Origin of the sequence: Rouxiella chamberiensis (assembly GCF_026967475.1) — a bacterium.
GTDB lineage: Bacteria > Pseudomonadota > Gammaproteobacteria > Enterobacterales > Enterobacteriaceae > Rouxiella > Rouxiella chamberiensis.
In genome coordinates, this window is the sequence record NZ_CP114058.1 from 2213029 (window position 1) to 2234984 (window position 21956).

General features: G+C 52.0%; 27 protein-coding genes and 2 pseudogenes. 15 read left to right on the top strand and 14 right to left on the bottom strand.

All coding sequences use genetic code 11. The annotated features are described in order from the left end of the window. Positions 1 to 132: 132 nt before the first annotated feature. Positions 133 to 1695 carry a TerC family protein gene (locus tag O1V66_RS10225; RefSeq protein WP_045046519.1) on the bottom strand — a complete coding sequence of 521 codons (1563 nt, stop codon included), beginning with the start codon at positions 1693 to 1695 and terminating at the stop codon, positions 133 to 135. Between the two features lie 685 nt (positions 1696 to 2380). On the opposite strand from O1V66_RS10225, the gene manX reads away from it, so the two are divergent. From manX to O1V66_RS10245, 4 genes are all read left to right on the top strand, one after another. After that, positions 2381 to 3358: a PTS mannose transporter subunit IIAB gene (gene manX / locus O1V66_RS10230; RefSeq protein WP_045046518.1), complete on the top strand. Its 978-nt coding sequence runs from the start codon at positions 2381 to 2383 to the stop codon at positions 3356 to 3358. Between the two features lie 95 nt (positions 3359 to 3453). Continuing rightward, on the top strand, positions 3454 to 4254 hold the full coding sequence (locus O1V66_RS10235) for a PTS mannose/fructose/sorbose transporter subunit IIC (RefSeq protein ID WP_045046517.1): 801 nt from the start codon (positions 3454 to 3456) through the stop codon (positions 4252 to 4254). A 10-nt stretch (positions 4255 to 4264) separates the two neighbouring features. After that, positions 4265 to 5107: a PTS mannose transporter subunit IID gene (locus O1V66_RS10240; protein ID WP_045046516.1), complete on the top strand. Its 843-nt coding sequence runs from the start codon at positions 4265 to 4267 to the stop codon at positions 5105 to 5107. A gap of 59 nt (positions 5108 to 5166) precedes the next feature. Beyond that, on the top strand, positions 5167 to 5625 hold the full coding sequence (locus O1V66_RS10245) for a DUF986 family protein (protein WP_045046515.1): 459 nt from the start codon (positions 5167 to 5169) through the stop codon (positions 5623 to 5625). A 51-nt stretch (positions 5626 to 5676) separates the two neighbouring features. Here the strand turns inward: O1V66_RS10245 and rlmA are convergent, their stop codons facing one another. Then, positions 5677 to 6498 (bottom strand): 23S rRNA (guanine(745)-N(1))-methyltransferase, encoded by an 822-nt coding sequence (gene rlmA / locus O1V66_RS10250; protein WP_045046514.1) that lies wholly within the window; start codon positions 6496 to 6498, stop codon positions 5677 to 5679. A gap of 139 nt (positions 6499 to 6637) precedes the next feature. On the opposite strand from rlmA, the gene O1V66_RS10255 reads away from it, so the two are divergent. Next, positions 6638 to 7366: a purine nucleoside phosphorylase YfiH/LACC1 family protein gene (locus O1V66_RS10255; RefSeq protein ID WP_045046513.1), complete on the top strand. Its 729-nt coding sequence runs from the start codon at positions 6638 to 6640 to the stop codon at positions 7364 to 7366. Positions 7367 to 7441: 75 nt separating this feature from the next. Here the strand turns inward: O1V66_RS10255 and cspE are convergent, their stop codons facing one another. The 7 genes from cspE to mgrB form a co-directional block, all read right to left on the bottom strand. Beyond that, positions 7442 to 7651 carry a transcription antiterminator/RNA stability regulator CspE gene (gene cspE, locus O1V66_RS10260; protein WP_034791295.1) on the bottom strand — a complete coding sequence of 70 codons (210 nt, stop codon included), beginning with the start codon at positions 7649 to 7651 and terminating at the stop codon, positions 7442 to 7444. 41 nt (positions 7652 to 7692) lie between these two features. Next, positions 7693 to 7809 (bottom strand): DUF2627 domain-containing protein, encoded by a 117-nt coding sequence (locus tag O1V66_RS10265; RefSeq protein WP_072045046.1) that lies wholly within the window; start codon positions 7807 to 7809, stop codon positions 7693 to 7695. Positions 7810 to 8998: 1189 nt separating this feature from the next. Continuing rightward, on the bottom strand, positions 8999 to 9985 hold the full coding sequence (locus O1V66_RS10270) for an MBL fold metallo-hydrolase (protein WP_045046512.1): 987 nt from the start codon (positions 9983 to 9985) through the stop codon (positions 8999 to 9001). 294 nt (positions 9986 to 10279) lie between these two features. After that, on the bottom strand, positions 10280 to 10516 hold the full coding sequence (locus O1V66_RS10275) for a DUF4060 family protein (RefSeq protein WP_045046511.1): 237 nt from the start codon (positions 10514 to 10516) through the stop codon (positions 10280 to 10282). Between the two features lie 136 nt (positions 10517 to 10652). Further along, the gene (locus O1V66_RS10280; protein WP_045046510.1) at positions 10653 to 10955 is read right to left on the bottom strand and encodes a phage protein NinX family protein; all 303 of its coding nucleotides are present in this window, start codon (positions 10953 to 10955) and stop codon (positions 10653 to 10655) included. Positions 10956 to 11062: 107 nt separating this feature from the next. Beyond that, a complete protein-coding gene (locus O1V66_RS10285) occupies positions 11063 to 11332 on the bottom strand; it encodes a YebO family protein (RefSeq protein WP_045046509.1) in 270 nt (89 codons plus the stop codon). A gap of 122 nt (positions 11333 to 11454) precedes the next feature. Then, positions 11455 to 11574 (bottom strand): PhoP/PhoQ regulatory lipoprotein MgrB, encoded by a 120-nt coding sequence (mgrB, locus tag O1V66_RS21895; protein ID WP_269128349.1) that lies wholly within the window; start codon positions 11572 to 11574, stop codon positions 11455 to 11457. Between the two features lie 296 nt (positions 11575 to 11870). Here mgrB and O1V66_RS10295 point away from each other — a divergent pair, with 296 nt between their 5' ends. Beyond that, positions 11871 to 12107: a YobH family protein gene (locus O1V66_RS10295; protein ID WP_045046507.1), complete on the top strand. Its 237-nt coding sequence runs from the start codon at positions 11871 to 11873 to the stop codon at positions 12105 to 12107. Between the two features lie 49 nt (positions 12108 to 12156). Here the strand turns inward: O1V66_RS10295 and O1V66_RS10300 are convergent, their stop codons facing one another. After that, positions 12157 to 12402 (bottom strand): DUF2766 family protein, encoded by a 246-nt coding sequence (locus O1V66_RS10300; protein ID WP_045046506.1) that lies wholly within the window; start codon positions 12400 to 12402, stop codon positions 12157 to 12159. Positions 12403 to 12535: 133 nt separating this feature from the next. On the opposite strand from O1V66_RS10300, the pseudogene O1V66_RS10305 reads away from it, so the two are divergent. The 3 genes and pseudogenes from O1V66_RS10305 (at position 12536) to O1V66_RS10315 (ending at position 14922) form a co-directional block, all read left to right on the top strand. After that, positions 12536 to 12728: pseudogene (locus tag O1V66_RS10305) on the top strand (YdfD/YebW family protein). Between the two features lie 117 nt (positions 12729 to 12845). Next, positions 12846 to 14481: pseudogene (locus tag O1V66_RS10310) on the top strand (ABC transporter substrate-binding protein). Positions 14482 to 14709: 228 nt separating this feature from the next. Then, positions 14710 to 14922: a hypothetical protein gene (locus O1V66_RS10315; RefSeq protein ID WP_045046503.1), complete on the top strand. Its 213-nt coding sequence runs from the start codon at positions 14710 to 14712 to the stop codon at positions 14920 to 14922. A 103-nt stretch (positions 14923 to 15025) separates the two neighbouring features. Here the strand turns inward: O1V66_RS10315 and O1V66_RS10320 are convergent, their stop codons facing one another. Beyond that, the gene (locus tag O1V66_RS10320) at positions 15026 to 15313 is read right to left on the bottom strand and encodes a hypothetical protein (RefSeq protein ID WP_045046502.1); all 288 of its coding nucleotides are present in this window, start codon (positions 15311 to 15313) and stop codon (positions 15026 to 15028) included. A gap of 314 nt (positions 15314 to 15627) precedes the next feature. Here O1V66_RS10320 and O1V66_RS10325 point away from each other — a divergent pair, with 314 nt between their 5' ends. Both O1V66_RS10325 and O1V66_RS10330 read left to right on the top strand, forming a co-directional pair. Further along, positions 15628 to 15888: a hypothetical protein gene (locus tag O1V66_RS10325; protein WP_269128302.1), complete on the top strand. Its 261-nt coding sequence runs from the start codon at positions 15628 to 15630 to the stop codon at positions 15886 to 15888. Positions 15889 to 16120: 232 nt separating this feature from the next. Further along, positions 16121 to 16351 carry a KTSC domain-containing protein gene (locus O1V66_RS10330; protein WP_045046500.1) on the top strand — a complete coding sequence of 77 codons (231 nt, stop codon included), beginning with the start codon at positions 16121 to 16123 and terminating at the stop codon, positions 16349 to 16351. A 473-nt stretch (positions 16352 to 16824) separates the two neighbouring features. Here the strand turns inward: O1V66_RS10330 and icd are convergent, their stop codons facing one another. Next, complete coding sequence (gene icd / locus O1V66_RS10335; protein ID WP_045046499.1) at positions 16825 to 18078, bottom strand: NADP-dependent isocitrate dehydrogenase; 1254 nt, start codon at positions 18076 to 18078, stop codon at positions 16825 to 16827. A gap of 132 nt (positions 18079 to 18210) precedes the next feature. Here icd and rluE point away from each other — a divergent pair, with 132 nt between their 5' ends. The 3 genes from rluE to mnmA all read left to right on the top strand — a co-directional run bounded on the left by rluE (position 18211) and on the right by mnmA (position 20564). Beyond that, the gene (rluE, locus tag O1V66_RS10340) at positions 18211 to 18849 is read left to right on the top strand and encodes a 23S rRNA pseudouridine(2457) synthase RluE (protein ID WP_045046498.1); all 639 of its coding nucleotides are present in this window, start codon (positions 18211 to 18213) and stop codon (positions 18847 to 18849) included. Continuing rightward, the gene (locus tag O1V66_RS10345) at positions 18830 to 19300 is read left to right on the top strand and encodes an NUDIX hydrolase (RefSeq protein ID WP_045046497.1); all 471 of its coding nucleotides are present in this window, start codon (positions 18830 to 18832) and stop codon (positions 19298 to 19300) included. Before rluE ends, O1V66_RS10345 begins: the two co-directional genes overlap by 20 nt. A gap of 154 nt (positions 19301 to 19454) precedes the next feature. After that, a complete protein-coding gene (gene mnmA, locus O1V66_RS10350; protein WP_045046496.1) occupies positions 19455 to 20564 on the top strand; it encodes a tRNA 2-thiouridine(34) synthase MnmA in 1110 nt (369 codons plus the stop codon). A gap of 68 nt (positions 20565 to 20632) precedes the next feature. Here mnmA and O1V66_RS10355 read toward each other — a convergent pair whose 3' ends face one another. After that, entirely contained in the window at positions 20633 to 20824 is a 192-nt protein-coding gene (locus O1V66_RS10355) for a hypothetical protein (protein ID WP_269128303.1), read from the bottom strand. Next, positions 20800 to 21063: a lysozyme inhibitor LprI family protein gene (locus O1V66_RS10360; protein WP_269128304.1), complete on the bottom strand. Its 264-nt coding sequence runs from the start codon at positions 21061 to 21063 to the stop codon at positions 20800 to 20802. Before O1V66_RS10360 ends, O1V66_RS10355 begins: the two co-directional genes overlap by 25 nt. A gap of 248 nt (positions 21064 to 21311) precedes the next feature. Here O1V66_RS10360 and hflD point away from each other — a divergent pair, with 248 nt between their 5' ends. Then, a complete protein-coding gene (gene hflD, locus O1V66_RS10365; protein ID WP_045046494.1) occupies positions 21312 to 21938 on the top strand; it encodes a high frequency lysogenization protein HflD in 627 nt (208 codons plus the stop codon). Positions 21939 to 21956 lie beyond the last annotated feature (18 nt).

Here is a 21956-nt window from a genome sequence, read left to right on the forward strand (position 1 = left end):
ATCACTGATTCACACGTATCAATGAAAACGGCCCGTCAATAAGAGGGGCCGCTCATGAAAAGGGGCAGGCATCGCGAGATACCTGCCCCTTTCTATTCGTGAAGCGCGGTCTTGACACCCCAGCGCGAAACGTTATTCGGCTTCTTCGCGGGGATCCTGATACGCCACCTTGGTGATGCGCACACGATCGATACGGTATTCAGAAACTTCAATGATTTCAAAGCGTAATCCGGCCATCTCGATAATTTCACCGACTACCGGCATCTGCCCGGATTCGGAAAGCAGCAGACCGGCCAGCGTGGCATAATCGGCATTCGGGCTAAACAGCTCGAAATTGTTCAGCAACTGTTCCAGCGAATGCAGATCCGTGCCGCCCTTCGCCATCCAGCCGTCACCGTCGACCACCACATCCGGCGTTTCATCTTCGTCCGGGAATTCACCCGCGATGGCTTCAAGCACGTCGAGCGGTGTGACCAGCCCCTGAATCACTCCAAATTCGTTGCTCACCACCACCAAACGGCCCTTCGCGCGGCGCAGAACCGCCAGCAGCTTGATGACATCCATGGTTTCCGGCACCACGATAGGCGGTGTCCTGGCGGCGAAGGCGACAATGTCCTTGCCGTCTTCCAGCGCCACCAGCAGATCTTTGGCCCGCACCACACCAATGACGTCGTCCAGAGACTGTCGACAAATCGGGAACAGGCTGTGCGGAGTGTCCAGCAGTTGCATGCGAATCTCTTCGGCGGGACGTTCACAGTCGACCCAGGAGATATCGTTGCGCGGCGTCATGATGCTGCGCAGGGAACGCGATGCCAGCGTCAGCACGCCGCTAATCATGAAGCGCTCTTCTTCCGCAAAGGTTTCGTCCTTCGGCGTATCCGCGTCATGCTCTTCTTCTTCATGGCGGTCACTGTCACGTTTGCCGCCCATCAGACGATGAATCGCCTCGGCAGTACGTTCGCGCATCGGGCGATGCGCCTGATGCCTGATGAAGTTCCGGCGCGCAATCTGGTTAAACAGCTCAATGAGTACCGAGAAGCCGATGGCCGCATACAGGTAACCTTTCGGAATGTGGAAACCGAAACCTTCTGCAATCAGACTCAAACCTATCATCAGCAGGAAGCTCAGACACAGCACGACCACGGTCGGGTGCGCGTTCACGAAACGGGTGAGCGCCTTCGAAGCCAGCAGCATCACGCCCATCGCGATGACCACGGCGGTCATCATGACGGCCAGATTGTTCACCATACCCACGGCGGTGATGACGGCATCGAGCGAGAACACGGCGTCGAGTACCACAATCTGCGCCACCACGGCCCAGAAACCGGAATAGCCACGGTTATTGCTGCCCAGTCCATTGTGCCCTTCCAGCCGCTCATGCAGTTCGCTCGTCGCCTTGAACAGCAGGAACAGGCCGCCGAACAGCAGAATAAGGTCGCGTCCGGAGAAGCTGAACTGCGCGATGCTAAACAGCGGCGTGGTGAGTTTCACCATCCACGAAATCAGCGACAGCAGGCCCAGTCGCATGATCAGCGCCAGTGACAAGCCGATGATTCGCGCTTTGTCGCGCTGTTTTGGCGGCAGTTTGTCGGCCAGAATAGCGATAAAGACCAGGTTGTCGATACCCAGAACAATTTCGAGCACGATAAGCGTCAGCAGGCCGACCCAAATCGAAGGATCCATTAAAAATTCCATTTCAAACTCCGCAATGTGTCATCGGAAAAAAGCCAGCGGCGTCGAGAGGGGAGCAAACGCGCGTTCTGGATTGATTTAGCGGACGAACCAGAGGCCGCCTGTGGCGATAAGCCATTGGAAAGTAATAAACAGAGAGGTGGAAACAAGGGCGTTCTCAAGGCAGATAATGGCGCGATGTGGCCGTGCCTGAGGTGTCGTGCTTTCCGGGAAATCGTAAATGTCGGGGTGTCGAGCGTTGTTAAGCGTCTTCGGTGACAGTCCATAGGGTGGGCTGAGGCCCGGTACTCCTGTGTAATAATTGGAAATATAATGTAACAGCTCTGATTCTTTTAGCAAAGCCCCTTTTAAAGCGTTCCATTACTTCAACGCCTATGCTCAAAGCCGAATCTTGCAGTTAATCCGATAAATAGCAAAAACAGCCTGAATCGCCCCTTTTGTCTCTCTCAATAGCAGACGGTCGTCACAAAAATTATTTTTTCACACACTAAAATAAATCCAGTCGAATTGCTCGACCGGTATTTCCGCTGTTTGGTTATTGATTTTTCAGAAACTAAAGGAAAACAGAGTTTTTAAATTCCAAAACTGTGTAGGGACACCATGTTCGTCGATGCAGTCTGCCGACGAATCAAAAAGCTTCATCACCAAGTGCAGAACCCGCAAGTCGGGTGACAAGAGGAGGTAGCGAGTGACTATTGCTATTATCATCGGCACTCATGGTTCAGCGGCCGAACAGCTGCTGAAAACGACGGAAATGTTAATAGGCGATCAGGATAACGTCGCCTTTATCGATTTCGTTCCAGGGGAAAATGCCGATACGCTGGTTGAAAAATACAACGCAAAGCTTGAAAACCTCGACAAGAGCAGCGGCGTGCTGTTTCTGGTCGATACCTGGGGCGGCAGCCCGTTCAATGCCGCCAGCCGCATCGTTCTCGACAAACCGGACTATGAGGTCGTCACCGGAGTTAACATTCCCATGATGGTCGAAACCTTTATGGGCCGCGACGACAACCCTTCTCTCGCCGAATTGACCAGCATCGCGCTGGAAACCGGCCGAGTCGGCGTTCGAGCCCTGAAGCTCGCCGAACCGGAGAGTGATAAGCCCGTTACTGCCCCACCCGCTGCCGCGAAAGTTGCCCCGTCGGCTGCACCTGCCAAGGCTCTGGGTCCAAACGACCACATGAAAATCGGGCTTGCCCGAATCGATGACCGTCTGATTCACGGTCAGGTCGCCACCCGCTGGACCAAGGAAACCAACGTCAACCGCATCATCGTGGTCAGTGATGAAGTCGCTGCCGATACCGTGCGCAAAACCCTGCTCACGCAGGTGGCACCACCCGGCGTTACGGCGCACGTGGTCGATGTCGCCAAGGCTATCCGCGTCTACGACAACCCGAAATATGCCGGCGATCGCGTCATGCTGCTGTTTACCAATCCGACCGATGTGGTTCGGGTAGTCGAAGGCGGCGTCAAGATTACCACGGTGAATATCGGCGGGATGGCGTTCCGGCAAGGCAAGACCCAGGTAACCAATGCGGTTTCCGTTGACCAGAAAGATATCGACGCGTTTAAGCAATTAAACAGCCAGGGTATCGAACTTGAAGTGCGCAAAGTCTCTTCAGACAACCGTGTGAAGATGATGGATCTGATTAACAAGATGAACTAATAAGGCCCGCGCAGAGAGTCCGAACCGGCGGTGAGCCGCGGGCTATTCAGGTTGGCATTATTTACCTCAGCTTCCTTTGGTATAGGAGAAGGTCAATGGAGATCACCACACTACAAATTGTGCTGATATTTATTGTCGCATGTATTGCCGGAATGGAATCCATTCTGGATGAGTTTCAGTTTCACCGTCCGCTGGTCGCCTGTACGTTGATAGGTATCGTACTTGGCGACATGAAAACCGGCATCATTATCGGCGGTACGCTGGAGATGATTGCCCTTGGCTGGATGAACATCGGGGCCGCCGTGGCACCCGATGCCGCCCTCGCCTCGATAATCTCCACCATTCTGGTCATCGCAGGCGGTCAGTCGATTGGCGCAGGGATTGCCCTTGCCATTCCGCTGGCGGCCGCAGGTCAGGTATTAACCATTATCGTGCGTACCATCACCGTGGCCTTCCAGCACGCCGCTGACAAGGCGGCCGAAAAAGGTAACCTGACGGCGATTTCCTGGATCCACGTCTCCGCCTTGATCCTTCAGGCAATGCGTATCGCGGTGCCTGCGGCAATCGTGGCGGTGTCTGTCGGTACAAGCGTAGTGCAGAGCATGCTGAGCGCGATTCCAGAAGTCGTCACCAGCGGTCTGAACATCGCAGGCGGCATGATCGTTGTGGTCGGTTACGCGATGGTTATCAACATGATGCGCGCCGGCTACCTGATGCCGTTCTTCTATCTGGGCTTTGTGACTGCCGCCTTCACCAACTTCAACCTGGTTGCGCTGGGGGTAATTGGTGTGGTGATGGCCGTGCTGTATATCCAGCTCAGTCCGAAGTACAACAAGTCTGCACAGGCGGCCCGCGCGGCACCGGGTGTTAACGATCTCGACAACGAACTGGACTAGGGTGAGAGAAATGACTGAACAAACTCAAGTAAAAAAACTCACACCCGGCGATATTCGCGGTGTGTTCCTGCGCTCCAACCTGTTTCAGGGGTCATGGAACTTCGAACGTATGCAGGCACTGGGCTTCTGTTACTGCATGGTGCCCGCCATTCGTCGTCTGTATCCCGAAAATAACGACGACCGCAAGGCGGCGATAAAACGCCATCTGGAGTTCTTCAACACGCATCCCTACGTCGCTGCGCCGGTTCTGGGCGTTACCCTTGCGATGGAAGAGCAGCGTGCAAACGGTGCGCCTATCGACGATGCGGCCATCAACGGCCTGAAAGTAGGCTTGATGGGGCCGCTGGCCGGTGTCGGCGACCCTATCTTCTGGGGAACCGTGCGTCCGGTATTCGCTGCACTGGGCGCCGGGATCGCCATGAGCGGCAGCCTGCTGGGTCCGCTGCTGTTCTTCGTGCTGTTTAACCTTGTGCGCCTGCTGAACCGTTATTACGGGGTGGCCTACGGCTACCGGAAAGGCGTGGATATCGTCAACGATATGGGCGGCGGCTTCCTGCAAAAACTGACCGAGGGGGCGTCGATTCTTGGCCTCTTTGTCATGGGGGCGCTGGTCAACAAGTGGACCCACGTCAACATACCGCTGGTGGTGTCCCAGATTACCGACAGTACCGGTAAAACGACCGTCACCACTGTGCAGGGCATTCTCGACCAGTTAATGCCAGGTCTGGTGCCGCTGTTGCTGACCTTCGGCTGCATGTGGCTGCTACGCAGAAAGGTCAATGCGCTGTGGATAATCATCGGCTTCTTTGTGCTCGGTATATTCGGTTACTGGATTGGCCTGCTGGGCCTATAATCCTGACGTCAGCCGGGGGCCTTTCGCCCCCGGCTTTTTTATGGGCAGGGAGACTCGGGATGTCGGTCACAGATATTGCGCTGGTGATTTTTATCGTTTTGATGTTGGCATACTGTATTTACGACGAATTTCTGCTGGACGGCCGCGAAGGCAATACGCTGCTCAAAGTTCAGCTGCAACGCAGAAACAAGCTCGATGCGATTATCTTTATCGGTTTGCTGGCGATTTTACTCTACAACAACCTCACGGCCCACGGCAGCAGCCTGACGGCCTATCTGCTTATCGGGCTTGCGCTGGTGGCGTTTTATTTCTCGTTTATCCGCTGGCCCAAGATGCGCTTCAAGACACGCGGGTTTTACTACGCCACCATTTTCATCACCTACGATCGCATCAAGGCGATGAATCTTTCCGAAGATGGCGTGCTGGTGATTCAGCTTGAGCAGAAACCCCTTCTGGTGCGGGTACGGCAGATGGACGATCTTGAGCATATCTATAAATTTATGGTCAATGCCCAGTGAGACGAGGGGATGAAAACCTGACATCAGGCCGGGCGGCCTGATGCCTTGCGCTTAGCCGTCGATTCGGCGGAACAGGCTAATCACGAAATCCGTTTCGCAGGCAAACGCCTCGCGCTGCGATAAATCCTGCATCACCGCTTCTGTCGCACGCCATGCAAACGGCGTCATCTGCAGCAAATCGAACGCCTGACTGCCATTCAGCGCCATCTCGTAGCGCAGGGATTCTGTGCTCACGCGCTCGAAACCTTCCAGACTTTCTTCTGCATCGCTGTGCAACTGAACCTCGGAATAAATCAGCCCTTTCAGTTGATAGAGATGTCTCGGCCCCGGTGCGACGGTCAATACCAGTCCGGCGGATTTAACGACCCGATGCAGTTCCGGGGCTTTGCACGGCGCATAGATACGCACAATGGCGTCGAGAGACTGGTCGGCGAACGGCAGACGATGACTGGAGGCCACGCAGAACTCCACGTTGTGATAGCGTTTGGCGGCATGGCGAATGGCGACTTTCGCGACGTCGAGTCCGTAAACCTGCATCTTGCGGCGGGCATTAAGCCCCTGTTCGATGGCAGAGGTGTAATAACCTTCGCCGCAGCCGATATCCAGCAGCGCGTCGGCTTTTTCATCGAGATGCGCGTCCAGCAACGTAACAACGCGGTCACGCAGCGGTTGATAGTGCGCACCTTCGAGGAAAGTCCGGCGTGAGAGCATCATCTCGGCGCTGTCGCCCGGCTGTCTGGAGCGCTTGTGCTGCACCGGCAGCAGGTTGACGTATCCCTCTTTGGCATTATCAAACTGATGATTATTTTCACAGCGCCACTGTTTATCGAGGCGTTGAAGAGGTTGATGGCAAAGAGGACATTGATAGGTCATGCGGGTTTCCAGAAAGCGGCCGCGGCAGGAAAATTCTTCCGCGTCTTGAGGCCGCCAAGTCTAAAGAAGGCCGCTGACAGTTGCAACTTTTGCCCTGCGCCGTATTCTTGTTCTGTTCCCCCTAACGATAAGTGATGTCATGAGCGATATTTCTGCCCTGCTGGCCAATATTCCGGCCATCAAATATGGCTTCGGCAGCAAAGAAGCCCTGTTACCCCTTTCGCTGCAACCTTATAGCGAAAGTTTGTCCGAGAAAAAACAGGTTCACGGCCTGAGAATTGTCGATGTGGTGGAACCTCGGCAGGCGTGCGGCGAGGCCGACGGGTTTTATACCGAGCAGCCGGGAATATTACTGGCGGTATTGACGGCCGACTGTCTGCCGGTGATTTTTTCACATCGCGACGGTAAAGCCGTGGCGGCGGTGCATGCGGGCTGGCGCGGGCTGCGTCACGGCATTCTGGAACAGATGGCGGCGCGGATTAATCGCAGTGGGTCAACGCAGGACTGGGTGGCTTCCATCGGCCCTGCGGCGGGACCGTGCTGCTATGAAGTCAGTCAGGAACTGGTCGACGAGTTTCAACACGGGCTGGATTTGCCGCCGACGTTGATTTCGCCCTCCTTTCGCCATCTTGATTTGCCCGCCATTGCGCATGCCAAGCTGATGCAGGCCGGATTCGCCGCCGTTGATTTTGCCGGCAGCTGCACTATTTGCAGTCTTGATACAAAGCAGGCTGACGAACCGCACGGTGCGACGCGCCATAAATACACCAGCTTTCGACGCAATAGCCTAAGACGCGCCATTGACCCGAGCATTCCGGGCATCAAGGGACGCAATCAGCAGTCGGGGATCATCATTTTGCCGAGTTAGCGCAACGCGCGCGGCATAAAGGACAAAAACAAAAAAACCCGCAACATGGCGGGTTTTTTTAACAACTAACGTCGCTTAGATAGCGTTTACGTTAACTGCAGATGGGCCTTTCTGGCCATCCTGAATTTCGAACTCAACGTTCTGGCCTTCAGCCAGGGTTTTGAAACCGTTACCCTGGATTGCAGAGAAGTGTACGAACACGTCTTTGCTGCCGTCAGCTGGAGTGATGAAACCGAAACCTTTAGACTCGTTGAACCACTTAACTTGACCTTTGATCTTTGCCATTTTGAGTATTTCCTTTGGATTGTTTAAACCGCCATTTGGCGTTACACAGACAAACTTGAGTCGTTACTGCTTGAGGCACCAAGATTAAAATCGGCAAGGAAGCGGTATTCAACGATAACGTCTTTACTCAAAACTTCTTTACTGAAAATGCCACACATATACAGAACTGTACCTCGTTTTACCCAGATGCGTTATCACATACTCTGAATTTAATGGCAAGCCATTTTTAATCAGCGATGGACTTGTCGCACATATTTGAGCCGGTTAAAGGCACTTACTGCCAAGTGAGACCAAAATAGGTTGATGCGTCTGCTATTTTCTGCTTGAAACATTGCAGAAGCGGCTCGGCAAATCTATAACGGCTCACAGCTGATTATTGCTCAATAAAGACTGAAGCGTAAGAGTAAAAGTCAGCTTTAAATGAATTATTATCGCATTTGATATAACACAAAAGACTTTTGCGCAACCTTTTCAGCACTACTGTCAGCAGAGAAGAAACCCCCTTCCCGTTCATCTGCATCAGTTATAGCAGGCCTTCACAAGTTTGCAAGGGGGAATTCCACCGCCTGTGACCGACTTTTTCAAAGGCGCGTCTCGGCCATTTGTTGCGCAACCCTGAGAAGCAATTAGATTGATTATGCAATCACCAACTCAGGCAACCTGGTACTAATCTGGTGCAAGACAAGTGGTAATGCTATTAATCTGCACCTTAAGCGTGCGTGATTTTAATTGATAAATTTCTTTGCAGGCGACAAATCGTGAAGGCGTTTATCGATTTTTTGACCTAGATCAAATAAACGTAATTTTGATCGAGAGTCAATAATGCATAAAGTTTACAAATCAATGAATCTTATATTAAAGGGTGTGAACAGATTTCAGACGATATATTCAAATACCGGCATAGGATTGCCGAATATATTAATAAGGAAATGGCCTTTTTCCGCTACGCGCTAATATTCGCATGGAATCAATTAGTTTAACTGAACAATATTTGCACGACGCCGGACTCTGCCAGTGGCACGCATTTTTATGCAAGCCAGTGTCGACGCCGCTTGCAGGGGCGTGACCGCTGTCGATGTCTGTCAGACCTTTCGCGAGGAGGCATGGGCGAGCACTCAAGGGAGTTAAGTTGATTAGCTCAACGAGAGTGTTCAACAACAGATTTTTGTCCTGAATATCTTGCCAAAGAGCAGAGATAATTTGAATGACACGATTTGTCACGTTAGAAGAAGCCGGTGATTATCTCGAATTAAAGAAACAATCTGTTTACATTTCTAATCGATAAATCTTCCGATGTTGAAAAATTCAGGCGCGAAATGACCTAAAAAGAAATATCGCGCCTGTTAATTATAATGAAATATGCTGGCCGATTTTCAGGGGCGAAAATTTATCGGCGTTCAGGCCACCCGCTTCAATCGCGTCGCGCAATTCTCTTGGCGGCTCATCCAGCGACTCGTCGGCCAGTTCAAAGACGCCCCAGTGAATAGGAATGGCGCGCTGACAGCGGGTTTCGCCAAACACTTGCACAGCCTGCTGCGGGTCCATGTGATGAGAATGCATGAACCATCTTGGTGCATAGGCACCGATTGGCAAGGCCGCAATGTCAAAAGGCCCCAGCCGCTCGCCGATTTGCGCAAACTGTTCACTGTAGGCACTGTCGCCGGAAAAATAGAAGTTGAGATTGCGGTGCTTGACCACCCAGCCACACCATAATGAACGATTTCTATCCCACGGCGTGCGCATGCTCCAGTGCCGCGCCGGTACGGCGTGAAAGCTCACACCGTCCATCACCAGCGCATCCCACCAGTCCATCTCTTCGATATAGTGCGCGCCCTGCCGTTCCATCCACGGCTTCATGCCCAGCGGCACCATAAAGATAACCTGCGGGAAACGATCCACGAGTTTGCGGATCGTGGCTTTGTCCAGATGATCGTAATGATTATGCGAGATCATCACATAATCTATCTTCGGCAGAGACGCCACCGTCACCGCCGCCGGCGTTCTGCGTTTTGGACCATAGAAACTTAGCGGTGAGGCGCGCTCGGACAGCACCGGATCGGTCAGAATATAACGGCCGTCGACACGCAGCAGCAGACAGGCGTGGCCCAGAAACCACAATCGGTCTTCGCTGCCGCCAAAATCGGGCGTCTGGCACCATTCGCGAATGAACGCGTCATAACCTTTACCCGGCGGACGCGGGAAGCCCTGCTCTTTACGCTCCTTGCGCCAGCGCTTGAGATCGCCCTCTTTACGCGTATCACTTTCGAGATTGGTAAACCCGTTCGGCGTGTGATGCGGTTTGGCAGGATCGTAATAGGGATTTTTTTCGGCCATGATTTCCCTTATAAGTGAATTGCTGTTGTGTTGAAGGCTGTATCGATCGAATTAACTATTAAGTAACACAAAGGATTGCTGCTTTTCACTACAAAAAGTGCAAGGGGGTATTTGTACAGCATCGTCAGCCAAGGTCAGTTTATTCAATGCCGCCTGCAGATAAAAAAGCCCCGCCGAGTTGTTGAAACCGGCGGGGCTTGGTTTACACACTGCTTATGACGCAAAAATGCAGGTTCACTCAGAAACAGCAGTTACAAAAACAGGTTACTTACATGTTTACACTGTCAGCCGACCTCAGGCTGCCATCCCACAAAGCTTGGTAAGGTTTCTGGCTCCAATCATTAAAGTCGCAACGTAAGACTGCCTGCGCGTGACCACTTCCACGGCAACACGCGTGTCTTTGTATTTGATCAGGTAAGTCGAAGGCCACCCCTGGCGACGTTTGCCATAGGCTTTTTCGTGACTGTCGATGGCTGCATGAGCCACGACCAGATGAGAGAGAGTTTTATCACCTTTAATGATGCGCTTCATAATGGACTCCGTCTAAGACACTGCTGTCAAAATGAGGAAACATTAATCACTTGATACGCCTCGCTTTATGCGACGCTTATTCGAATCACTGCTTTGTATATAGCTTGTAACAAGATGAGTATCTCTGCGCTTTTTGTCAGGCGCAAGTTTTACTTAGCAAGAAACAAATCATTGCCGCACGCAAAGGCCTGGCGCTGGAGGCCTGCCACTCCCCTTCCTGACTCGAGATGTGCGCCAGCCACTCCTTGCTATGAGTCATCTCTTTGAAATTCAAGTTTATTTTGTTGGCACAGATAATCGGCCAGGCGTCGGAGGGATTGTTGCAGTAGTCTTTGCCTTTCATTCCGCCGTAGGGATACCACTTGTCGGGGTCTTCGCCGGTCAACAGAGCGACATTATGATTCAATTCGTTATCGGGTTCTTCGGACCATTTAATCATCGGACAATATCCTGCTGTAATGTTATGCAACAACCTACCGCAGAAACAAGACAGTTTTATGAACGCAAAAACCGCCATTAAGGCGGTTTTTTTGGCAATCGGGTTACTTATCTTTCAGGAATGAAGCCTCGCAGGCTGGAGACGTGATCGTCATCGAAGGCATCGGCAGGCGATTTTCCCTGCGAGCGGACCAGAATTTCGAGCAGTTCGGTCTGACGGCGCTGCTGCTCGGCGATGTCGTGCAAGAGCTGAATCTGACGCGTAGCCTTTACGCTCGCCCGGTTGACGAAAAACCAGATGATCAGAAAGAGAAGCGCCAGCAGCACAAACAGCAGCAGCGAGGCCAAACCTGTTTGGCCCAATAATTGTTCAAGCATTGACCACCCTACAACGTGATGAACGGAAGGCCTATCTTATCATTGTCAGACACACAGGGAAGGTGTTGGCGAAAATAGAGAAGCTTCCGAAAAAGGCCAAAAATGTGCGAAATTACGGGGCGTTACCAGGGGATAAACGAGGTGACGGAGCAAATGCCGAGATCGAAGTTGCCCCCTTGATCGCAATAGCTGTTCAAGGCAAGCAGATAGAGTCCCACACACGCCAGAAGAAAAACGGCGATGGCGACAATTTTTCTCACGGATAAGAGGGGTTTTTTCAATTTGATGGCAGATCTCTCAGGATTTAACACGCGCTTGTTGATGCCCAAATCTGCGTCCGACACGTTGGAAAATATCAGCCTATCCTACTCTGTATAAGTTAAACAAATTTAAAACAGAGCAGACCTATCATGACAATCAGTGATAAACGGCGTTGAAATGCTTGCCGTTTTCATGATTTTTTTCAGAGAATTACACGACACTCATCAGGCTGGCTCAGGGTATACTTCGATTGCCTGACTTTCATTGCACCTAAGGAATGAGCGTGATCAAAACCATTATTGTACTCGCGGTAATCTATGCTGCCCTGCTGTTTTCCGGCTACGGCATCACCGTCGGCAGCAGCGAAAATGCGGCAGGACTCGGGCTGAAATGCCATTATCTCACGGCGCGCGGTATCGTCGATTCCCAGTATATTCATACTGATAGCGGTATCGTTGGCGTGGCGAAATGCCCGATTCTGAAACAGATAGATAACGTCGTCGACAAGTCCTGATTGAAAAAAGCCCACAACCCGCAGGCAGGTCCTGCGGGTTGCGTCATGCCTAGCTGTCTTGACGCGTAAATTTCAGCTCAATCAGTGACACCGCTTTCTCGATAGCGCGGCGGGTAACAGGATCTGCCCCGGCCGGATGGGTGCTGAAATCGATGTTTTTCAGCTGATGAGACATTTTGTCGCGCACTTCGGTCGGCGCAATGATGTCGATAACATCCAGAATTTGTTTAATGACCAGCTGGCACGCAACCAAATCTGACTCAAGTTCCTGATCTTTGGATAAGCTCTGTGACATCCCGGTGACTCCTCGGTACGTAGTGTCGTTCAAAATTATTGTGCAAAAAAAGTCGGCGCAAAGGATAACACGCCGCTGTTGAATTTCGTCAAAGCTTCTATGCTTAAATGAGCAAAATGCATGGGAGGCAGAGATGTTTGCACTGGTTTTAACCGTATGTTATCTCGGCGGAGGCTGTGACGATTTAGTGGTAGATGCTTTCAATACCGCTCAGGAGTGCCGCGTCAACATGCAGGAACCAGGGCCTGCGTCAGGCAGGATGTTACCCTATAGAAGAATTTATTGACGGCTACTGGATCCCCGCCCACACTCGTGTTGACTACTAAATCCTCAATTCCGCCCCTCCCTGTAACGCTTTCAGGTATTGCAATACGCCCTCTTTGGCGCTATCACTATCCTGTTACTCATTGATATTTCATATTAATTTGAATAGGAAAATCGCGATGCAAAGAAGCAACACACTGGGCAGATTTCTTCCTCTTGCACTTCTCGTTTCAGGATGCGGATTCACTTCCCAGATGGTCAATGCGGCCACGGTCCCTGCGGGCGTGGTGTTGGCGCAAAAACAGGAAGTCGTGCGCAATAATGGCGACGAGCCAGCGACGCTGGATCTGCACAAAGCCGAAAGCGATGTCGAAACCAATATTCTAAGCGATTTATTTGTAGGTCTGGTCAGCATTGATGACAGCGGCAATCCACAGCCCGAACTGGCCGCAAGCTGGGAATCGAAAGACAACAAGACCTGGATCTTCCACTTACGACCCGACGCGCGCTGGTCCGACGGCACGCCGATAACCGCGCAGGACGTAGTGTTTAGCTGGCAGCGATTGATAGACCCTAAAACCGCCTCTCCTTACGAAAGTTATCTCGGCACGGTAAATGTGCTTAACGCCGACGGCATCATCGCCGGAAAAATGCCGGCCAGTCAGCTTGGCATCAAGGCTCTGGATGCACACACCGTTGAGGTCGAATTGACCCGTCCGATGTCTTATTTCCTGCAAATGGTGGCGCACTCGTCTTTATTCCCGGTCAATGAAGCCGAAGTGAAAAAATTTGGCGACAAGTGGACTCAACCGGGCAATCTGGTCAGCAGCGGTCCTTTCAAACTGCAAACCTGGTCAGTCAACGAGCGGATTGTCGCGGTGCGTAACCCGAATTACTGGAATAGTGCCCACACCGTGTTGTCGCAGATTACCTATCTGCCTGTGACGTCCAGTACCGCCGACGTCAACCGCTACAAAGCCGGTGAAATCGATATTACCCGCACTATTCCCGAGATCCAGTTTGCGTCGCTGAAAAAGGAGCTGGGCACTCAGGTGCATGTCGGGCCGAGTCTTGGCGTGTATTACTATGCGTTCAACAATCAGAAACCGCCGTTCAACGATCCGAGGGTGCGACAGGCGCTGAGTCTATCCCTCGACCGCAATATCATTGCCGAAAAAGTGCTGGGTCAGGGGCAAACCGCCGCCTACACCGTAACGCCCGCCAATACAGGCGGTTACACCTTTACGCCCGCGGCATCGGCAAAATGGACGCAGGCGCAACGCAATGCCGAAGCCCGCAAACTGTTGAGCGAGGCAGGCTTTGGGCCACAGCATCCGCTCAAATTCAATCTGCTTTATAACACCAACGAATCACACCAGCGCATTGCCATTGCCGCCTCATCGATGTGGAAAAAATCTCGGCGTGACGGCGGTATTGCAGAATCAGGAGTGGAAAACCATGCTCGATACCATGCATCAGGGCAATTATGAGGTCGTGCGATATGCCTGGATTGCCGATTACAACGAGCCTTCCACCTTCCTGAACACGTTCCGCAGCGATAACAGCGAAAATACCCCGCATTTCAAAAATGCCGATTACGACAAGGTTTTGGACGACGCTCTGGCGGCCACCAGCAAAGATCAGGTGCAGAAGGATTATCAACGCGCCGAAGATATTTTGAGTTCAGAAGCACCGGTGGTACCTCTCTATCATTATGTCAGCGCCAAACTGGTCAAACCCTACATCGGAGGCTACGACGATCATGATCCACAAGGCCGTGTTCGTGCCAAGGATCTGTATGTGATTAAACACTGATTTCAGGTTTCACTCAGGTTTAACTCAGAGATATTCATGCTTGTAGCCTGAAATTCAGATGTCGATCAGATTAAAGATGCGCATTGACCCTGTTGATTTGCTAATGAACGGGTCAATGCCGCCTCTCAGGCTCTCACTCCGCCACGATTCAAAAATGCTTTCCTAATGCGCTTGCCTCCTCTGCCCCAGATGATAAATTGAACAGTATCCGTACAGATGGGAGGCCCTATGCATTTCTCGGCAAGCGAGATACAACCCCTTTGGGACGAAGTTGCCCGCATTATCGGTGAGGCAGTCATTCAACTGCGCCATCGCGGTGAACCGTTGACGTCAGAATCATTGGTCAGTTATCTGGAAAGCAATCTGAAAACCGCAGGCGTACAGCAGCGGATCCTTATTGGTGCGGCCATTAATTTGCTGAAAACCGACAGGCGCTCGTAAAAAAGTCCCTCCCGGTTTTTGAATCCGCAAGAGGAAGGCGAGCAAATGGCGACGCATTGACATCGCCGGGATTTCGCCCGTATTCTCCCTTGTGCTTGTCGCCCTAACGGGACTGGGAAGCACGTCCCTGAGCAAACAGAAATATACGCTGCGTAATGTCATCTGCGCCGAGGATGCGGTTTTTCTGTTCCACGTTGGCTTTTTTGTAGGCAATATCATGAGCCTGATCGACCATGCTTATCACTTTGTCGCGGGTGGTTTTATCAAGGTTACCAAGCAGAGTGGTGAGGATCGCCTGATAGGCGTTTGAAGCATAGGTGAGTTGCTGTTCGCGCTTTTCCAGCGCATCGATACGCGCCATCAGTGCCTGTAACTGCTGTTCATTGGACATAGCGGCATCCTTCTGTTTTTGGCAGTGGAAACTGAAAAATACGTTGTTTAATGCGTGTATTTTAATCAGTTCATTTCACTTTAAATCAAAAGTTACGATTAACCAATCCCCAGATTGTACAAAACCTTGCCACCTTGTGCCTTTAATTGTAAGCAGCTGATTATACCGCTAAAGACGCAGGCCCCGCCCTGCGTCCCTGCGCCCGTTATTTGACGTAACAGGCGCATTACTTGCTTACAGAAGCCGCCATGACGCCATCCGGGAGTTGTGCCATCTTTTATCCGTATCTTTATTTTCACTTTGGGGAATGAATTATGATTAAGGTTTCTTGCTACGCCGCCGTATTCGCCGTATTGATGTCTGCTACCTCCATGGCCAACGCTGCCGGTTGCCTGAAAGGCGCTGCCGTGGGCGGCGTGGCGGGCCACGTGGCACATCACCACGCCGTGCTGGGCGCCGTTGGCGGCTGTGCTGTAGGTCATCATATGGCTTCCAAAGCCAAAAAGAGAAAGAGCAGCAGGCTCAGGCGCAGAAACAGCAGCCACAAAAATAAATATCAATCCTGCTCAAGCTGATGAAATAAACAAAAAGCGGGCAGCGATTGAAATCCTCCAGGGGCATCCATCGTGATGCCCTTTTTTATTATTATTTTCAGCAAGTTGTACTTAATGACTTACTCCTGTGTCGAGAAGCACTTTTTGTTCGTCAAATTGGAGCAAAACTGAAAACAGAGCTATATTTTAAAGGTTGTCACTGAAAGACCCGTCATCATTTCCGTTGCTACAGATTTTATCTCTAAGGTGAAACATGGTGTGCAATCAACATATTACCTCAAAACTTCGCTCCATCTGCTATAACCCGGGGCTTCATACCTTGAATGTCATTTTTTCAGAAGGTGAAGCTTATCAATATGTTGCCGTGCCCTGCTATATGCATGCAGAATTAATGAAGACCGACAGGAAAGAAGAGTTCATCGAACAGCATATTAAAAACGTATTCGTTTCCAGAGCGTTGGACCAGCCGCTGCCAATGCGTTGATGGGTGGTGTAGGTGTTGATGCTTAAATATGAATTAGTTTTGTCGTGATGAGCATTGTGCTCAAGCCACTAAAACCCTCAGCCTGATGTTGAACCTCGACAAGTCGGGCTGGTTTTGGCTTTCCAATCTTCTATTTTCCTGACTGACCTTTCTTTGACCCTTTCGCTTTACCCGCTTGCGGGGATAATCCATGTATTTGATAACCAATCCAAAAATCACCCAAAAAACAGCCTGCAAAAAGATAAATATACGCGGGTCAATATCAATTAATTATTGAAACACTTCCAAGATTACTCCATGCAAAGTAACTGGAATCAACTGTTAAGCCCTGCCACTTCATGGCCTTAATGTTGCTTTAATATAATTGATTTTGGATTAAACACAGTTTATTTCTAATGTGGCATCACGCCCTTTCTCGATAAAAAAACGGGAACCCTTGCGGCTCCCGTATTGGTGTTGCGTATTTCGCGAGATTACATATTCTCAATCATCGCGTCGCCGAACTCTGAGCATTTCAAGAGTTTAGCGCCATCCATCAGACGTTCGAAATCGTAGGTCACGGTTTTCTTGGCTATCGCCGCTTCCATTCCCTTGACGATAAGGTCCGCCGCTTCGAACCATTCCAGATGACGTAACATCATCTCGGCCGAAAGAATGACTGAACCTGGATTCACTTTGTCCTGACCGGCATATTTCGGGGCTGTACCGTGCGTTGCTTCGAACAGCGCGCACTCGGAACCGATGTTGGCGCCCGGTGCAATACCGATACCGCCAACCTGTGCCGCCAGCGCATCGGAAATGTAGTCGCCGTTGAGGTTCATACAGGCAATGACGTCATATTCGGCAGGACGCAGCAGAATCTGTTGCAGGAAGGCATCGGCAATCACGTCTTTGATGATGATATCTTTGCCGTTGTTTGGATTCTTGATTTTCACCCACGGGCCGCCGTCGATGAGTTCGCCGCCGAACTCTTCACGCGCCAGCTGATAGCCCCAATCCTTGAAGGCACCTTCGGTGAACTTCATGATGTTGCCTTTATGCACCAGCGTCAGCGAGTCACGATCGTTGGTGATGGTGTATTCGATTGCCGCGCGAACCAGACGTTTGGTACCCTCTTCGGAACACGGCTTCACGCCGATACCGCAGTCCTGCGGGAAGCGAATCTTGTTTACGCCCATCTCGTCCTGAAGGAACTTGATGACTTTATCCGCTTCGGCGGAACCGGCTTTCCATTCGATACCGGCATAGATATCTTCGGAGTTCTCGCGGAAGATAACCATGTCGATATCTTCAGGGCGTTTTACCGGGCTTGGCGTGCCGGTGTAATAACGCACCGGACGCAGGCAGATGTAAAGGTCGAGTTGCTGGCGCAGCGCCACATTCAAAGAGCGAATCCCGCCGCCCACCGGCGTGGTCAGAGGGCCTTTTATAGCCACGCGATACTCGCGGATAAGGTCCAGCGTTTCCTGCGGCAGCCAGACATCGTCGCCATACAGTTCGACAGATTTTTCACCGGTATAGATTTCCATCCAGGAAATCTTGCGCTCGCCGTTATACGCTTTCTGCACGGCGGCATCGACCACTTTCAACATGGCCGGCGTCACGTCTACACCGATGCCGTCACCCTCAATGTAAGGGATAATCGGATTATTGGGCACAACCAGCTTACCTTTGGCGTCAACGGTAATCTTGGTTCCTTCAGTAGGGACAACTACTTTGCTTTCCATCAATCTCTCCTTGAGCGCATTATTTGTTAATGATTTGTAAGATGCATGTAGATACTACTCGAATATTTTACTGCCGCCAATCCGAAACCAAATTGCAGTATAATGCGCTGATTATTCGCTACTTTAAAAATTATGACTAAATTACCTGTTAAAAATCACAAGGTTAAACGATTCAGCCCAAAGCCCGCACGCGCAGGCACAACGGCAGTCAAGCCGCGCAAGGTCCTGTTATTCAATAAACCCTTTGATGTGCTGCCACAGTTCACCGACGAGGCCGGACGTGCGACGTTGAAAGACTATATTGCCGTGGCGGATGTCTACGCGGCGGGACGTCTCGACAGAGACAGCGAAGGATTGCTAGTGCTGACCAACGATGGTCAGCTTCAGGCGCAACTGACCCAGCCCGGCAAGCGCACGGCTAAAATCTATTACGCACAGGTTGAAGGTGAACCGGATGAGGCCGCCTTGCAGGCTTTTCGTCGTGGATTACCGCTTAAAGACGGGCAAACCCTTCCGGCGGGTGTGGAAAAAGTCGACGAACCCCACTGGCTATGGGCGCGCATTCCGCCTATTCGCGAGCGCAAGAACATTCCCACCTGCTGGCTTAAAATCACGCTGTATGAGGGGAAAAATCGTCAGGTGCGCCGCATGACCGCGCATATTGGCTATCCTACATTACGGCTTGTTCGCTACAGCATGGGCGAGCTGACCCTTGGCGATTTGGCGCCGGGACAATGGAAGGAGATTGATTATGGCAACACCCCAGGCTGAACCCCAGTTTAAACCGAACGTCACCGTCGCCTGCGTGGTTCAGGCGGAAGGCAGATTCCTGCTGGTTGATGAAATCATTAACGATCGACTGACGCTGAACCAGCCTGCCGGTCATCTTGAAGCCAATGAAACGCTGGTAGCCGCCGTCCGGCGGGAACTGTTCGAAGAGACCGGCATCCACGCCGCGCCGCAGGCTTTTATCGGGCTGCATCAATGGCAGGCACCCGACAACACGGCATTTTTGCGCTTTTCCTTCGTTATCGACTTGCATGAAATCGTGCCGACACATCCACAGGACAGCGATATCTCCGGTTGCCGCTGGTTGAGCGCCGACGAGATATTCCGCTCCAGTCATCTGCGTTCGCCACTCGTGGCCGAAAGCATTCGTCTCTATCAGCAGAACCTGCGCTACCCGCTGTCGCTGCTCGGCAATTTTAATCTGCCGTCCTGAAAGCCCGCTCCCAAGGTGTAGTGCAGCCAGGCAGGCAACGTGATAAAATTCTGCCTGCTCTTTTTATGCCCCCGCAAAAAACGTCGTTGGCACGCGGCCTTCATCCTCGTGTGGATGGCGTTTTCGGGTTATGACTCTATGTTTTGGAACTGCTATGTCAGACAACAGCCAGAAAAAAGTGATCGTCGGGATGTCCGGCGGTGTCGATTCCTCGGTATCTGCCTACCTGCTGCTTCAGCAAGGTTATCAGGTCGAGGGCCTCTTTATGAAGAATTGGGAAGAGGACGACGACGAAGAATACTGCTCCGCCGCCACTGACCTTGCCGATGCGCAAGCGGTCAGCGACAAGCTGGGCATCAAGCTGCACACCATTAATTTTGCAGCCGAATACTGGGACAACGTGTTCGAACATTTCTTGCAGGAGTACAAGGCCGGCCGCACGCCAAACCCCGACATCCTGTGCAACAAAGAGATAAAGTTCAAGGCGTTCCTGGAATTTGCCGCCGAAGATCTCGGCGCAGACTACATCGCGACCGGGCACTATGTCCGTCGTCAGGATATAAACGGCCAGAGCCTGCTGCTGCGCGGACTCGACGGCAACAAGGATCAAAGCTACTTCCTTTACACGCTGGGCAGCCAGCAGATTGCCAAAAGTCTGTTCCCGGTCGGTGAGCTCGAAAAGCCCGAAGTACGCCGCATTGCCGAAGAGCAGGAACTGGTTACCGCCAAAAAGAAAGATTCCACCGGGATCTGCTTTATCGGCGAGCGCAAATTCCGCGACTTCCTCGGACGTTATCTGCCCGCGCAACCCGGCCCTATCAAAAGCGTCGACGGTCAGGACATGGGCAAGCATCAGGGCCTGATGTATCACACGCTGGGTCAGCGTAAAGGTCTGGGCATCGGCGGTCAGAAAGACGGCGGCGAAGATCCGTGGTACGTGGTCGACAAAGACGTCGCCAACAACATACTTTATGTTGCACAGGGCCACGAGCACCCGCGTCTGATGTCGGTGGGCTTGATTGCCCAGCAGCTGGACTGGGTCGATCGTCAGCCGATCACCGCTCCGCTGCACTGCGTCGTGAAGACGCGCTATCGTCAGGAAGATATTCCGTGCGTGATTACGCCACTGGATGATAACCGTATCGAAGTGCGTTTCGACTCGCCGGTAGCGGCCGTGACGCCGGGTCAGTCTGCGGTGTTTTATCTGGGTGAAGTCTGCCTGGGCGGCGGTGTGATTGAACAGCGCATTCCGCTGACGCAATAACGCGGCACCTTGCCAACCCCGTCTTCAGGACGGGGTTTTGCTTTCTGCGCGCTCTTCTCGAACGCGAATCAGCCGTTTCCGCCGCTCACATCCAGACTGCCCCGGAGTATATTCAGCTCGATGGCCTTGTTACGGATGAAATCCAGTTTGGCCTGCGCATCCACCAGCCCCCAAACGGTTCCCTGCTGCTGACGATAAAAGTTGTCCAGTGCGGTAAAATACGATTTCTGGTAGGTCAGCCAGTCCCGCTGCGACTGCACAATGCTTTTTTAACCCCAGCCGCCTGCCCTTTCAGCAATGCCTGATACTGTACATTCAACTCTTTGTCCCATTCGGCATAGCCTTGCTGTAAACAGCTTTCGGAATCAAGTGTGGACATGGCCTTCTGCGAACACTGCTCGATTTTTTGATCGATGGCTTTGCCGGGCGTAGCAGCCTGTGCGCCGAGTGACAACAACACGGCGGCGGATCCGGCGGCGAACTTTGCTAACGTCTTCATCTCACCTCTCTTTTTGCCAACCCTCGAAGGCCATTTATGCGCCCGTTTTCACGAGAGTCCAGCGGTAAATAACTCGATTAGGGCCAAGTTTAGGCTATCTGTTCCATTTTATCGGCATCGCCGCCACATTCCCTGCTTTTCGGCGCTGTGTTTAGCCGCCGTTTTGTGGCATGATCTGTCGCCATTAGTGGCACCCCGCAAAAAGAGTCGCAGAACGTTGCCGTCAAACAACGCTTACAGGAGTAACCGTGGCCAAAAATTATTATGACATTACGCTAGCGCTGGCGGGTATGTGCCAGACTGCGCGTCTAGTTCAGCAATTGGCCCACGAAGGGACGTGCGATCGCGAAGGGATGACCGTTTCACTGCGCAGCCTGCTCGAGATGAATCCGGCGTCTACGCTTGCGGTATTTGGCAATAACGAAGCCAATCTGAAGATGGGCCTTGAAACGCTGATGGGCGTATTGAATGCCAATCGTCAGGGACTCGGGGCCGAGCTCACGCGTTATACGCTGAGTCTGATGGTGCTGGAGCGCAAACTCCACGCCAAAAAGTCGTCGATGGACCAGCTCGGGCAGCGCATCGACCAGCTCGACCGCCAGTTGGCGCACTTCGAGCTTGAGTCCGAGCAGATGATAAGTTCGCTGGCCTCGATTTATGTCGACATCGTGAGTCCGGCAGGCCCAAGAATTCAGGTGGTTGGTTCGCCAGCCATTTTGCAGAACCCACAGATTCAGGCCAAAGTTCGGGCCTTGCTGCTTGCAGGCATTCGCGCAGCAGTGTTGTGGCAGCAGGTAGGCGGTGGCCGCCTACAGCTGATGTTTTCCCGTAACCGATTGTTCGAACAGGCGAAAAGCATTCTCGCCCGTTGCTGAAAATCAGATTTGTGATAC

Coding starts and splice junctions, on each gene's coding strand:
- O1V66_RS10225 (WP_045046519.1), bottom strand. CDS start 1,695: ATGGAATTTTTAATGGATCCTTCGATTTGGGTCGGCCTGCTGACGCTT.
- O1V66_RS10235 (WP_045046517.1), top strand. CDS start 3,454: ATGGAGATCACCACACTACAAATTGTGCTGATATTTATTGTCGCATGT.
- O1V66_RS10240 (WP_045046516.1), top strand. CDS start 4,265: ATGACTGAACAAACTCAAGTAAAAAAACTCACACCCGGCGATATTCGC.
- O1V66_RS10245 (WP_045046515.1), top strand. CDS start 5,167: ATGTCGGTCACAGATATTGCGCTGGTGATTTTTATCGTTTTGATGTTG.
- rlmA (WP_045046514.1), bottom strand. CDS start 6,498: ATGACCTATCAATGTCCTCTTTGCCATCAACCTCTTCAACGCCTCGAT.
- O1V66_RS10255 (WP_045046513.1), top strand. CDS start 6,638: ATGAGCGATATTTCTGCCCTGCTGGCCAATATTCCGGCCATCAAATAT.
- cspE (WP_034791295.1), bottom strand. CDS start 7,651: ATGGCAAAGATCAAAGGTCAAGTTAAGTGGTTCAACGAGTCTAAAGGT.
- O1V66_RS10265 (WP_072045046.1), bottom strand. CDS start 7,809: ATGTGTGGCATTTTCAGTAAAGAAGTTTTGAGTAAAGACGTTATCGTT.
- O1V66_RS10270 (WP_045046512.1), bottom strand. CDS start 9,985: ATGGCCGAAAAAAATCCCTATTACGATCCTGCCAAACCGCATCACACG.
- O1V66_RS10275 (WP_045046511.1), bottom strand. CDS start 10,516: ATGAAGCGCATCATTAAAGGTGATAAAACTCTCTCTCATCTGGTCGTG.
- O1V66_RS10280 (WP_045046510.1), bottom strand. CDS start 10,955: ATGATTAAATGGTCCGAAGAACCCGATAACGAATTGAATCATAATGTC.
- O1V66_RS10285 (WP_045046509.1), bottom strand. CDS start 11,332: ATGCTTGAACAATTATTGGGCCAAACAGGTTTGGCCTCGCTGCTGCTG.
- O1V66_RS10295 (WP_045046507.1), top strand. CDS start 11,871: ATGAGCGTGATCAAAACCATTATTGTACTCGCGGTAATCTATGCTGCC.
- O1V66_RS10300 (WP_045046506.1), bottom strand. CDS start 12,402: ATGTCACAGAGCTTATCCAAAGATCAGGAACTTGAGTCAGATTTGGTT.
- O1V66_RS10315 (WP_045046503.1), top strand. CDS start 14,710: ATGCATTTCTCGGCAAGCGAGATACAACCCCTTTGGGACGAAGTTGCC.
- O1V66_RS10320 (WP_045046502.1), bottom strand. CDS start 15,313: ATGTCCAATGAACAGCAGTTACAGGCACTGATGGCGCGTATCGATGCG.
- O1V66_RS10325 (WP_269128302.1), top strand. CDS start 15,628: ATGATTAAGGTTTCTTGCTACGCCGCCGTATTCGCCGTATTGATGTCT.
- O1V66_RS10330 (WP_045046500.1), top strand. CDS start 16,121: ATGGTGTGCAATCAACATATTACCTCAAAACTTCGCTCCATCTGCTAT.
- icd (WP_045046499.1), bottom strand. CDS start 18,078: ATGGAAAGCAAAGTAGTTGTCCCTACTGAAGGAACCAAGATTACCGTT.
- rluE (WP_045046498.1), top strand. CDS start 18,211: ATGACTAAATTACCTGTTAAAAATCACAAGGTTAAACGATTCAGCCCA.
- O1V66_RS10345 (WP_045046497.1), top strand. CDS start 18,830: ATGGCAACACCCCAGGCTGAACCCCAGTTTAAACCGAACGTCACCGTC.
- mnmA (WP_045046496.1), top strand. CDS start 19,455: ATGTCAGACAACAGCCAGAAAAAAGTGATCGTCGGGATGTCCGGCGGT.
- O1V66_RS10360 (WP_269128304.1), bottom strand. CDS start 21,063: ATGAAGACGTTAGCAAAGTTCGCCGCCGGATCCGCCGCCGTGTTGTTG.